10 protein-coding genes are annotated in these 12716 nt (G+C 65.4%); 4 read left to right on the top strand and 6 right to left on the bottom strand.

What is annotated here, in order from left to right; genetic code table 11:
* The first annotated feature begins 58 nt into the window (after positions 1–58).
* Both deoC and IOC82_RS14655 read left to right on the top strand, forming a co-directional pair.
* Complete coding sequence (gene deoC / locus IOC82_RS14660) at positions 59–1048, top strand: deoxyribose-phosphate aldolase (RefSeq protein ID WP_290546948.1); 990 nt, start codon at positions 59–61, stop codon at positions 1046–1048.
* Between the two features lie 7 nt (positions 1049–1055).
* Entirely contained in the window at positions 1056–3428 is a 2373-nt protein-coding gene (locus tag IOC82_RS14655) for an aldehyde dehydrogenase family protein (protein WP_290546947.1), read from the top strand.
* Positions 3429–3468: 40 nt separating this feature from the next.
* Here the strand turns inward: IOC82_RS14655 and IOC82_RS14650 are convergent, their stop codons facing one another.
* Both IOC82_RS14650 and IOC82_RS14645 read right to left on the bottom strand, forming a co-directional pair.
* Positions 3469–5622 (bottom strand): malate synthase G, encoded by a 2154-nt coding sequence (locus IOC82_RS14650; RefSeq protein ID WP_290546946.1) that lies wholly within the window; start codon positions 5620–5622, stop codon positions 3469–3471.
* 45 nt (positions 5623–5667) lie between these two features.
* Positions 5668–6582, bottom strand: coding sequence for a fatty acid desaturase (locus IOC82_RS14645; RefSeq protein WP_290546945.1), 915 nt, complete (start codon positions 6580–6582; stop codon positions 5668–5670).
* Positions 6583–6894: 312 nt separating this feature from the next.
* Here IOC82_RS14645 and IOC82_RS14640 point away from each other — a divergent pair, with 312 nt between their 5' ends.
* The gene (locus tag IOC82_RS14640; protein ID WP_290546944.1) at positions 6895–7530 is read left to right on the top strand and encodes a carbonic anhydrase; all 636 of its coding nucleotides are present in this window, start codon (positions 6895–6897) and stop codon (positions 7528–7530) included.
* A 227-nt stretch (positions 7531–7757) separates the two neighbouring features.
* On the opposite strand, the gene IOC82_RS14635 is transcribed toward IOC82_RS14640, so the two are convergent.
* Positions 7758–8678, bottom strand: coding sequence for a ring-cleaving dioxygenase (locus tag IOC82_RS14635; RefSeq protein ID WP_290547011.1), 921 nt, complete (start codon positions 8676–8678; stop codon positions 7758–7760).
* A gap of 120 nt (positions 8679–8798) precedes the next feature.
* Positions 8799–10010: a sodium/glutamate symporter gene (locus IOC82_RS14630; protein ID WP_290546943.1), complete on the bottom strand. Its 1212-nt coding sequence runs from the start codon at positions 10008–10010 to the stop codon at positions 8799–8801.
* Between the two features lie 282 nt (positions 10011–10292).
* Here IOC82_RS14630 and IOC82_RS14625 point away from each other — a divergent pair, with 282 nt between their 5' ends.
* Entirely contained in the window at positions 10293–10967 is a 675-nt protein-coding gene (locus IOC82_RS14625; protein ID WP_290546942.1) for a hypothetical protein, read from the top strand.
* Between the two features lie 206 nt (positions 10968–11173).
* On the opposite strand, the gene IOC82_RS14620 is transcribed toward IOC82_RS14625, so the two are convergent.
* Both IOC82_RS14620 and IOC82_RS14615 read right to left on the bottom strand, forming a co-directional pair.
* Entirely contained in the window at positions 11174–12109 is a 936-nt protein-coding gene (locus IOC82_RS14620; RefSeq protein ID WP_290546941.1) for a hypothetical protein, read from the bottom strand.
* Between the two features lie 361 nt (positions 12110–12470).
* Complete coding sequence (locus tag IOC82_RS14615; RefSeq protein WP_290546940.1) at positions 12471–12716, bottom strand: MoaD/ThiS family protein; 246 nt, start codon at positions 12714–12716, stop codon at positions 12471–12473.

Raw genomic sequence — 12716 nt, 5'->3', positions numbered from 1 at the left:
AGATGCTCTAAAAGTCCGCCAGAGCGCCTCGGGCCCGGCCCGCACAGGAGTCTGCGTTATGAACGAACTTTGCCCCATCGCCGCCGCCGCCCGTTTCGCGCCCGTCGCGCGCAATCCGGGAAAGGCCTTGACCCCCGGCTGGTTCGAGGACGTGAAGGTGAACCTCTCCGCCGCCGAGCGCCGTGCGGCGAGCCTCCCCGCGCGCCGCTCGGTGAAGAAGAATTACCAGGCTGCCTGGCTGGTGAAGGCGCTGCAATGCATCGACCTGACGACACTCGCCGGTGACGACACGCCGGGCCGCGTGCACCGCCTCTGCGCGAAGGCGAAGCGGCCGCTGCGCGACGGCATCGTCACGGCGCTGGGCCTGGCCGAGATGCCCGCCGTCGGCGCCGTCTGCGTTTATCCCGCCATGGTGCCGCCTGCCGTGAAGGCGCTGGAGGGGTCCGGCATTCCCGTCGCCTCGGTGGCGACAGGCTTTCCGGCGGGCCTCACGCCGCTGCCGCAGCGTCTCGCGGAGATCCGCTATGCGGTGGACCAGGGCGCACGGGAGATCGATATCGTCATCCACCGTGCGCAGGTGCTGCTGCAGGACTGGGCCGCACTCTACGATGAGGTCGCCGCCATGCGCGAGGCCTGTGGCGGCGCGCGCATGAAGGCCATCCTCGCCACGGGCGACTTGAAGACGCTGCGCAATGTCTACAAGGCCTCGATGGTGGCCATGCAGGCCGGCGCCGACTTCATCAAGACTTCCACCGGCAAGGAAGACGTCAACGCCACGCTGCCCGCCGGCCTCACTATGGTCCGTGCACTGAGGGATTATGGCGGGCTCACCGGCTTCCAGATCGGCTTCAAGCCTGCGGGCGGCATTAAGACCGCGAAGGACGCGATAAACTGGCTGATCCTGATGAAGGAGGAGCTCGGCCGCCGCTGGCTGGAGCCGGACCTGTTCCGCATCGGCGCCTCCTCGATGCTGGGCGACATCGAACGCCAGCTTGAACATCACGTCACCGGGCGCTACGCCGCAGCCACCCATCAGCCCCTTGCCTGAGATCATCATGCCCAGCGTCAGCGACATTATCGGCGCGATGGACTATGGCACGGCGCCTGAGAGCAACGCCCATGCGGTGGAGTGGCTGAAGGAGCATGCGGAGGGCTTCGGCCATTTCATCGACGGCGCCTTCACCCGGCCGGGCAAGACCTTCGATGTCGCCAACCCCGCGAATGGGCAGACGCTTGCCCGCGTCAGCCAGGGCTCCGCGGCAGACGTCGATGCCGCAGTGAAGGCCGCACGAAGGGCCTTCGGCGCATGGTCGAAACTCTCCGGACACGGGCGCGCCAAGCACCTCTATGCCATCGCCCGCATCATCCAGAAGCGCGAGCGCTTTCTCTCGGTGCTGGAGACGATGGACAATGGCAAGCCCATCCGCGAGTCCCGTGACATCGACATCCCGCTGGTGGCGCGCCACTTCTACCATCACGCCGGATGGGCGGAGCTGATCGCCGATGAATTCCCGGGCTACCAGCCGGCCGGCGTCTGCGGCCAGATCATTCCGTGGAACTTCCCGCTGCTCATGCTGGCCTGGAAGATCGCGCCGGCGCTGGCGGCGGGTAACACTGTGGTGCTGAAGCCCGCCGAGTTCACGCCTCTGACCGCACTCGCCTTCGCCGAAATCTGCCGCGAGGCGGGCTTGCCGCCGGGTGTCGTCAACATCGTCACCGGCGATGGCGCGGCGGGCGCGGCCATCGTCGATCACAAGGGCATCGACAAGATCGCCTTCACCGGTTCCACCGATGTGGGCCGCCTCATCCGCAAGGCGACGGCCGGCTCGGGCAAGAAACTCTCGCTCGAACTGGGCGGAAAGTCTCCCTTCATCGTGCACGAGGACGCGGATCTCGATGCGGCGGTGGAAGGCGTGGTCGATGCCATCTGGTTTAACCAGGGCCAGGTCTGCTGCGCAGGCTCGCGCATCCTGGTTCAGGAAGGCGTCGCGCCGCGATTCCTCAACAAGCTGCTCCGCCGCATGCAGAGCCTGCGCGTGGGCGATCCGCTGGACAAGTCCATCGACATGGGCGCCATTGTCGATCCCATCCAGCTTCAGCGGATCACCGGGCTCGTGGAGAAGGGCAAGTCCGAAGGCGGCACGCTGCTGCAGGCGCCTTGCGAGTTGCCTGGCACTGGCAACTGGTTCGCCCCGGCGATCTTCACCGATGTGGAACCATCCTCCACTGTGATGGACGTCGAGATCTTCGGCCCGGTTGCCGCGGTGATGACATTCCGCACGCCGGAAGAGGCGGTGCAGATCGCCAACCACACGCGCTATGGCCTTGCGGCCACCGTGTGGTCAGAGAACATCAACCTGGCGCTGGACACCGCCGCGCGGGTGAAAGCCGGCGTGGTGTGGATCAATTCAACCAACCTCTTCGATGCCGCCGCCGGTTTCGGCGGCTACAAAGAATCGGGCTTCGGCCGCGAAGGCGGCCGCGAAGGCATGTACGAATATCTGGTGCCGGCATGGGAGGCCGCACTGAAGCCTTCAACACAGGCCAAAGCCGCCCCGCTCCGCGCCTTGCCCCCCGAGAGCGTGGATGCCGCGCCCATCGACCGCACGGCGAAGCTCTATATCGGCGGCAAGCAGGCGCGTCCGGATTCGGGCTACAGCTATTCCGTGTACGGATCCAGGGCCAAGGCCATTGGCCAGGCGGGCCTCGGCAACCGCAAGGACATCCGCAACGCCGTGGAAGCGGCGGTCAAGGCCAGCGGCTGGTCCTCCGCCATGGCCCACAACCGCGCGCAGGTGCTCTATTACATCGCGGAGAACCTCTCGGCCCGCGCCGGGGAATTCGCTGCCCGCCTGCGCCAGATGGGTTCCAGCGCCAGGGATGCGAGGGCCGAGGTGGAGGAGGCTCTCGCCCGCATCTTCTGGTACGCCGCGCAGGCCGACAAATATGATGGCCGCGTGCACGCCACCAAGTCCCGCCACGTGACGCTTGCCATGAACGAGCCGTGGGGCGTGATGGGCGTGGTCTGCCCGGACGGGATGCCGCTTCTCGGCTTCATCTCCCTGATGATGCCCGCCATCGCCATGGGCAATCGCGTGGTGGCCGTGCCGTCGCCGCGCGCACCTCTTGCCGCGACCGATCTCTACCAGGTCTTCGACACCTCGGATATGCCGGGCGGTGTGGTGAACATCGTCACCGGCGAGCGCGACGAGCTGGCCAAGACCCTGGCCGAGCATGATGAGGTGGCAGCACTCTGGTATTTCGGGCCGGGCGTGAAGGCAGTGGAAGCCGCGAGTGCCGGGAATCTCAAGGCGACATGGGCGTCGGCCAAGCCGCGCGACTGGCTGTCCCGCACGCAAGGGCAGGGGAGCGAATATCTCCGCCGCGCGGTTCAGGTGAAGAACATCTGGGTGCCTTACGGGGAGTGACCGTTTCGTCCTCTCCCGCGCAGCGGGAGAAGACAAAACGTCAGCCCCGCGCCTTCACCGCCAGCCGGTGCATGTGCAGCAGCGGTTCGGTGTATCCGTTCGGCTGCTCCCGCCCCTTGAACACAAGGTCACACGCCGCCTGGAAGGCGATGGATCGACGGAAATCATCCGCCATCGGACGATAGGCCGGGTCGGCCGCATTCTGCCTGTCCACCACCGCCGCCATGCGCTTCATCGTCTCCATCACCTGCGCCTCGGTCACGACGCCGTGGCGCAGCCAGTTGGCGATGTGCTGCGACGAGATGCGCAGCGTGGCGCGGTCTTCCATCAGGCCCACATTGTCGATGTCCGGGACCTTTGAACAACCCACCCCCTGGTCGACCCAGCGCACCACATAGCCCAGGATCCCTTGCGCATTGTTGTCGAGCTCCTTCTGGATCTCCTCCGCCGTCCAGTTGGGGCGCACCGCCACGGGCACGGAGAGGATGTCGTCGAGGCTGGCGCGCTGGCGGCTCTTCAGCTTCTCCTGAACCTGCTTCACGTTCACCTTGTGGTAATGCGTGGCGTGCAGCGTCGCGGCGGTGGGAGACGGTACCCAGGCGGTATTGGCGCCCGCTTGCGGGTGGGCCAGCTTCATCGACAGCATGATCGCCATGTGATCGGGGATCGCCCACATGCCCTTGCCGATCTGGGCATGGCCGGGAAGGCCGCAGAGGAGCCCCGTATCGACGTTCCAGTCCTCATAGGCCTTGATCCAGGGCGCCTGCTTCATGTCGCCCTTGCGGATCATCGGGCCCGCTTCCATTGACGTGTGCATCTCGTCGCCGGTGCGGTCGAGGAAGCCTGTATTGATGAAGACGATCCGGTCCTTGGCCTGGCGGATGCACTCCTTGAGGTTGATGGTGGTGCGCCGCTCCTCGTCCATGATGCCGATCTTCATGGTGTTGAGGGGAAGCCCCAGCGCCTGCTCGACGCGGCGGAACAGTTCCACCGCGAAGGCCACCTCGTCCGGCCCGTGCATCTTGGGTTTCACGATGTAGATCGAGCCCGCGCGCGAATTCATGCGCTGGCCCTTGATGTCGTGAATGGCGATCAGCGCTGTCATCATCGCGTCCATGATGCCTTCCGGCGCCTCGCGGCCGTCCTCCATCAGAATCGCGGGGTTGGTCATCAGGTGGCCGACATTGCGCACCAGCATCAGCGAGCGGCCGGGCAGCGTCACCGTGCCGCCATTCGGCGCTTCGTAAGTGCGGTCCGGGTTCAGGCGGCGGGTGATGGTCTTGCCATTCTTCTCGATTTCCTCCGCGAGGTTGCCCTTCATCAGGCCCAGCCAGTTGCGATAGACCTGCACCTTGTCGGCGGCATCGACGGCAGCAACCGAGTCCTCGCAGTCCATGATGGTGGTGAGTGCCGATTCGAGAATGATGTCTGAAATCCCGGCCTTGTCGGTCTTGCCGATCGGGTGCGAGCGGTCGAAGGCGATCTCGATGTGAAGGCCGTGGGTGGCGAGCAGCACCGCGGAAGGGTTATCCTTCGGCCCGCGCCAGCCCTTGAAATGCGACGGGGCACGCAGGCCGCCGAGGTCGGTCATCAGCGCGCCGCCCTCGATGAAGACGCGGGTGACATCGGCCCACCTGGCCTTGGCCTTGCCGAGCGGCGCGGACTGGTCGAGGAAGCTCCGCGCCCAGCCGATGACGCGATCGCCGCGCACCGGGTTATAGGCCTTGCCCTTCTCCGCGCCGTCCTGCTCCGGGATCGCGTCGGTGCCATAAAGCGCATCATAGAGCGAGCCCCAGCGGGCATTGGCGGCGTTCAAGGCATAGCGGGCGTTCATCACCGGCACCACCAGCTGCGGGCCGGCGACCTGGGCGATCTCGGGATCGACGTGCTTGGTCGTCACCTTGAAGTCGGGGCCCTCGGGGACGAGATAGCCGATGTGACGCAGGAATTCCTTGTAGGCGGCCATGTCGGTGGGGGCGCCGTTGGTCCGGTACCAGTCGTCGAGCTTTTCCTGCAGCTCGTCGCGGCGCGCGAGCAGCGCGCGGTTGCGGGGCGTGAGGTCCCGCACGATATCGGCGAAGCGCTGCCAGAAATCCGCTTCCGAAATCCCGGTGCCCGGCAGCGCCTCGTTACCGATGAAGGTGAAGAGCTCGCCGGCCACTTTCAGGCCTGCGATCTCGATGCGGTTGGTCACGTGTCAGGCCCCCGATTGGCTGGTTCCGGGGATGGGATTAGCCCATCACGGCGTTCTGAGCCAGTCCGTGTTGGGGTAAGGAACCGGCTCCTTCGCCTTCAGGAAAAACCGCGCGAAAATCTCGCCATAGCCATTCATCGTGTAGCCGTTGTTCTTTGCGATCAGCCGCTCGCGCTCGGCGCGGTAGAAGGCCGGGATCTTGTACCAGGCGAGTGCCGGCGCCGTGTGATGCGCCACGTGAAGGTTGTTGTTGAGGAAGAGGAGCGACCAGAAGGGCGAGGCCTCGACGATGATGGTCCGGTGTTCGACGCTCTCCGCCGCCTGGTGCTCGCAGTAGGAGCGCACCAGGGCGAGCGAGATGCCGGGATAGGCGATCAAGAGGCAATACTGCCAGAAGGGCATGCCGCAGACGTGGACCACATACCACAGCGTAATGGCGCAGGACGGCGCGAACCAGGCCCAGGCGCGGATGGTCTTGGCGTTCCCCGCCAGCATGTCGCGGAATTCGGACGACCAGAAGCGGATGATGGAGATCGCCGGGCCGATCAGCATGCGGCCGGCCAGCGTGTTGTTGATCTCGTAAAGCACGCGGCGGACGCCCTGCACCTGGGCCCAGTCCTCGGGCAGCAAATAGTAGGACTCGGGGTCGAGCCGCGGATCGGTGAGGTGCTGGTCGTTGTGGTGCTGGAGATGCGTCTGCTTGTAGCGCAGGTAGGGGAGCCAGAAGGTGGGCGTCGGAAAGATCATCGCCTCATTGAGCAGCCGGTTTCCGGTGGGGTGGCCGTGCAGCACCTCGTGCTGCAGCGAGGCGTGGAGCGCCGCGCAATAGGCGCCGGCGGGCATGATGATCCACCAGGGCAGGCTGGCGTGGAACCACACGATGAGAGCCAGCACCATATAATCAGCTGCGATCAGCGCAACTGTCGGCCATTCGATCTCGCGGGAGTGTTCCTTCACCATGCATAACGTCTCTTGTTTCTGCGAATACAATAGCTGAAAACATCCGGCTTGTTGAAGCCCAGGATTGCCGCAGCCCCTCATGCTGGCGGCCGGCCCCATCCGCGGGCGATGAATGGCCCCCAGGACGGCCTTCCGGGGCCGGGCTTGATTCCCGGCGCCCCATGGGGCAATCGGGTCCATCTTCGTGCGACACCGAGGTTCCACCCATGCCCCAGTACCGTTCCCGCACCACCACCCCTGGCCGCAACATGGCCGGCGCCCGCGGACTGTGGCGCGCCGCCAAGGGCGCTGTCCGCGTGGTGGAGTAGGGCAATGCGTCTCCCGGCCGCCTTGCTCGACGGCTATGCCAGCTTCCGCTCCGGCCGCTATGCCTCCGAGTCCGAAAGCTACCATCGCCTCGGCGAGGGTTCGCAGAAGCCCAAGGTGATGATCATCGCCTGCTGCGACTCGCGTACGGCGCCCGAGACGATCTTCGATGCCGGGCCGGGCGAGATGTTCGTGGTCAGGAACGTCGCCAATCTCGTCCCGCCCTATACGCCGGACGGCGGCCACCATGCGACCTCGGCGGCGCTCGAGTTCGCCGTGATGTCGATCGGCGTGAAGCACATCGTGGTGATGGGGCACGGGCGCTGCGGGGGCATCCGCGCCGCGGTCCAGGAGTCCTCGCCCTTGACACACACGGACTTCATCGGCTCCTGGATGCGCGCCATCAAGGACGTGACGCGCATCGTGCCGCGCGAACTGGGAGTCAATGCCGAAACCCACGAACGCCACATCGAACGCGCCTCGATCGAGCACTCGCTGGCGAACCTCCGCACCTTCCCGTGGATCCGAATGAAGGAGAACAAGCGCGAGATCTCGCTGCACGGCGTGTGGTTCGACATCCCGCTTGGCGAGTTGCACACTTATGACGAGGATGCGGCGGAGTGGGGCGCGGTGGAGGGGTGAAGCCCTTCGCGCGAGGCGTTCCTAGTAGTGGAAATTAGTCCTTGACAGCGCGCGCTCGATGTGCTACAAGGGCGCATACTCGGAAGGTGTGAGTATGGGAAAGGCCGGCGGACGCTGGCCTTTTTGCGTTTTGAACCCGGGTGAACGCTTTGTGCGTTTTCTCTCCCGCTTGTGGGGAGGGGAAAGGTTCGGAGGACCATTTTATGTTGCTACTGCTGCTGCTGCTGCTACAGCTTCTTCAACCCTGCCTCGATCTGCTCGCGCCTTCCTTCCAGGAAGGGCGGGAGCGACAGGGTGGCGCCGAGCTTGTCCATCGGCTCGTCGGTGGCGAAGCCCGGCGCGTCGGTTGCGAGTTCGAAGAGAATGCCATTGGGCTCGCGGAAATACAGGCTCTTGAACCAGAAGCGGTCCACCGGGCCGGAGTTCGGAACCTTCATGGAGCGCAGGCGGTCTGCCCAGGCTTCATAGTCGGCGTAAGGAATGTTGAAGGCGACGTGGTGAACCGCACCGGCGCCCTGCTGGGCGGGCGGCAAGGTTGGATCGACGGTGACATGCAGTTCGCCGACGGCACCGTGGGCGCCCATCTTGTAGACATGTGTGCCGGCGAAGCTGCCGGCCGGCGTCATGTTCATGAGCTTGGTCAGCACCACGTCGGTGTGGCGGATGTCGGGGACGCTCATGGTGATGGGGCCCAAGCCCCGGATCTGGTGCTCGGCCGGAACGGGGCTCTTGTCCCAGGCATGGGCTTCGCCTTCGGCGTCCACCGTGAAGGACAGGCGCTGGCCCTCATGGTCCTCGAAGGCGAGCGTGGGGCGGCCGGCCACATCGGCGATCTTGTTCTGCTGCACGCCGTTCATGCGCAAGCGATGCTGCCAATAGTTGAGCGCGTCCTCGGAGGCGACACGGAAGCCGGTGCGGGTGACGGAATGCGTGCCGCGGCGCTCCTTGCCTACCGGCCAATCGAAGAAGGTGATGTCGGTGCCCGGCGAGCCCACGCCATCGGCATAGAACAGGTGATAGGCCGAGGTGTCGTCCTGGTTCACCGTCTTCTTGACGAGCCTGAGGCCCAGCGTGGCGGTGTAGAACCTGTGGTTGCCCGGCGCATCGGCGGTGACGGCGGTGAGGTGGTGGAAGCCCTTGAGGTTCATCGGGTTTTGTCCGGCACGCCAGAAGGTGGCGGTGATCCTGTTGGGGAGCGGGTCTGCTCCGGAACCCCGCATATCGGGGTTTTGGGTGCGGATTTCAATCGTAATCGAATCCGTTACCGATCAGGGGATCGCGAACCACGGCAGCGCCAGGAAGCTCTTGGCGACAAAGGCATTGGCGAGGTCGACGAAGAAGGACCCCGCCATGGTGATGAGCAGGAAAGCCTTGGGCGAGGGGCCATAACGGCGGCCCACCTCGTCCATGGTCGCCATGGCGACAGGCATGGAGGCGAGCCCGAAGCCGAGGAAGCCGCCGGAGGCCACCGCCGCGTCATAGTCGCGGCCCAGCAGGCAGAAAAGGATGAAATAGGCGATCGACACCGTGACGATCAGCTGAATCACCACATTCAACATCAGCGGCACGAGGATGGCGGCGACCGAGATCAAGGGCGTGGACATCAGCGCCATGACGAGGAACAGCTGCAGCGCCAAAGCGCCACCCTGCTCGATGGGGGCGAAGTCGAGCTTGTAGCTTAACGCATCCGCCACGTTGGTGATGATGACGCCGGCGATCATGGCGGAGAGGAAGCCCGGCAGCAGCAGCCCGGCCTGCGCGGCATAGGCGTTGACCTGCTCACCCATGCTGACGGCGAGAAGCACGAGGAAGACGTTGGCGAGCAGCGTGTCGGTGCGGTTGCCCCCGGGCTTCGGCGTTTCGACGGCGGGGGGCGCGAAGCTGACGTCATCCGGCTTGCCGCCGCCATGCAGCTTGTGGCGCCGGATGATCCAGCCTGTGACGGGACCGGAAACGAGTGCGCCTGCGATGGTGGCGAGAGTCGCCGCGCCGATCGCCACCACATGGGCATTGGGAAGGCCCTGTGCATCGAGCTCGCGCGCCCAGGCCATGGCAGTGCCGGGGCCGCCGACAAAGGACAGCGATCCCGCCAGGATGCCGTAGGCCGGATGCGCGCCCCAGAGGGCGGCGAGCAGCGCGCCCGAGGCGTTCTGCGCCACCAGCGCCAGCACGGTGACGGCGCAGAGGATGATGAGCGGCTTGCCGCCGCTCCTCAGCGTCGAGAGCTTGGCGGAGAGCCCGATGGAGGTGAAGAAGACGAGCAGCAGCGCATCGCGCGTGCGCTGGCCGAAGGCGATGTCGACATGGACGGTGATCTGCAGGACGAGGATGATCACCGCCACGATCAGGGCGCCGACCACGGCGTTGGGCATGTCGAGGCGCGAGAGCAGCGGCACCGACTGGCGCACAAAGCGCCCGGCGAAGAGGGCGACGAGGCCGATGAGCACGGTCGCCAGCTCGCCCAGTTCGATGCGCTGCATCACGTCCATGTGTAGGCCCCCCCGTGTGGGGGAATGCTAGCATCGCGCGTGGGTGGTGCAACTGTAGGGGAGGGGCGTGGAGGCATCCTCTTCTGGTGCCGTCACCCCGGCGAAAGCTGGGGCCCAGCTTTCGCTGGGATAACGGGCAGAGTGGGGATGCCAATCGGAGAGGAGGTCGGTGTCCCTGTAATCGATATGGACGACGCTCAGCACCAGTCTGGGATTGCGTTCCGGTGTGCTGCATTCTATGCCGCAGGAATGGCCCGTCGGCGACCAAAAGCTTTGCCTGAGCCCCCGCGCTACCGGGAGTTCCTGGCCTATGTGTTCGCGCGGGAAGAGCTGCCTTGGGATGTTCTGGACGAGCCAGATCCGTTCGCCGGAATGACGTCGGAAAGACCCGCCGACGTCGTGGCACTTTACCAATTTGTTTTTACCCATCTCCGGCAGGATGTCGCGGGACTGCCGGTTCCGCACATCGCGCGCGGACTGCGGCGGCTGTTTTATCCGGAGGAGGGCGACACGGTGTTTGCCCTGCGCCACGACGCGGCGCCGTTGGAGGCGCGCTGCGCGGCCCTGCGCGCCATGGGCGGACTCTACGCCGATCTTTTCGCGCCTCACTGTGCGGCCGTGCTGCTGCACCTCAGTGAGCGGGGCGGGAACGCGCTGAACGAGGTCTGCTACATGCTGTGGGACGCGACACCGTTGAGCTATGTCCGCGGCATGGCGGAGGAGGAGGCCGCAGCCACCCGCGATGCCGTGCTGGCGGTGCTGAGCGAAGCGTGCCGCTCGGACCACATCGCCTGCGTGGAGAGCGCGCTGCATGGGCTGGGGCACATGGCCCCTTATCATCCGGCAGAAGTTCAGAAGATCATTGACGATGCGCAGCGGCAGCGGCCGGGGCTTGACCCGCGCTTGCGCCGTTACGCAGAGGCGGCGCGCAGGGGACTCGTGCAGTAGTCTGATACGTCAACCGAGTGGGGCTCTTCCAATCGGTACGAAAGCGGGCCCCCGGCCTTCGCCGGCATGATGGCAAGAGGCGTGGCGCTGTGACACATGCAAGAAAAGCTGGGCCCCAGCTTTCGCTGGGGTGACGGAGCTTAAGGGAGGGATGACGGCGCGACGGGTGTGGGCGAGCGCTGCTCAGAACCCGCGTGCAAGTCGCCTCACGGCTTGGAGTTGCTCATCCCCGGGCCGGTCTTGTCATAGACGTTGAAGAACTCGTCCGAGAGGATGGTGGCGACACCGTTCTGCGGGATTTCGAGATTGTCCTGCGCCAGCGTCGCGATGCGGGCCTTCCAACCGGGCGGGAGCTTCTTGAAGACGGAGGGACCCTCGGCCATGAAGTCGGCATAGCTCTGCCGCGGGGTGAGGCCGAGCTGGTAGCCCTTCATGATCCAGACATTGCCCTCAGGGTCGTCGAGCACCATGACCTTGCTGCCCTTGTTCCAGTTCACCGCACTCTTGCGGGCGATGGTCTGCGGCTCATAGGGCGTCACCTTGTTGACGTCGACCTGCTTGCCGAGATTGAGCTGGGCGGTCCAGGGAATGGTGAGCTCGCCGAACTGCCGCGCTTGGCCGACGTCGATCTCCCACCAGTCGGCGATCGACAGCTTGGGGCCGTTGAGCGAGGCGGCGAGAACGCCGTATTCCTTGGCGATCTCCTTCATGTTCAGCGCCTCCACCTTGGCCTGGGGGGCCGAGTCCATGTTGGCGGGAATCTCGGGGTCGGCGTAGGTGCCATAGCACTCGGCCAGGATGTTGCCGGTCTTCGGATCAAGCGAGGCGAGGAACATCTCGATGTAGCGCATCTGGCGCATGTCGATGCGCTTCGAGACGGTATTGGCGCCATCCGTCTGCACCGCGGGCGGCGGATTGGCGATGGCGCTGATGCAGGGGGCGGAGAGCTCCGCCAGGTGGCCCGCCACGCAGGCCTTGATGCGTCCAGCCCCGGGCTTCACGTCCTTGCAGAACTGCCGGATGTCGCCAGCGCATTCCTTGACCACGTGGACGCCGTGGTCGAGGCGTTCGAGGGCGGTTTCGGCAATGGCAGACGTGGCGAGGCCGCCCAGGGTGAGGGCGGCAAGGGCGAGCTTTCGCATGTGGATCTCCAGGGGGTACAGCGCGAGGACGCTAGCGGGATTCAAACCGTGGGGGTTGCCATTTCCGGACAAATTCGCTGGCCAGGCGAAGCGGAACTCACCTCCATTGTCCGTCACCCCGGCGAAGGCCGGGGTCCAGCTTCGGGCGCTGGAACCTGTGGAAAGCTGGATCCCGGCCTTCGCCGGGATGACGGCAAGGGGGAGGCGCTGTGCCGCACCCACGTGCAGCTGGGCACCAGCTTTCGCTGTGGTGACGTAGATTGAGGGGGCGAACACCGCTCAGCTCATTCTGAGCGGGTAAGCCACATATCTACCGATCCCAATCGTTCTATGTATTGAGTTCAGAATTTAGATATCGCGATCACCCGCCCTGTATCCGCGGCAACAGATAGATCTCCGACCCCTCCGGCAAGTCCCGCCCCCAATCGTCACGATAGATGCGGCCGTCGATGGAGACGGCCACGCCGCGGGCGATGTGGGGGGCCATGCCGGGATAGGTTTCCTCGAGCTTGCGGAACAGCTCGCGGATGGTCTTGGCATCCACAGAAACGGTGGACGCTCCGCCCGCTGCCGGACGGAGCGCCCCCCAGAGGTGTATTTCGGCCAA

It is taken from the genome of Aestuariivirga sp. (assembly GCF_020252395.1).
Lineage (GTDB): Bacteria > Pseudomonadota > Alphaproteobacteria > Rhizobiales > Aestuariivirgaceae > Aestuariivirga.
Note: the sequence above shows the minus strand (reverse complement) of the source record. Positions and strands in the feature narration are given on the sequence as shown.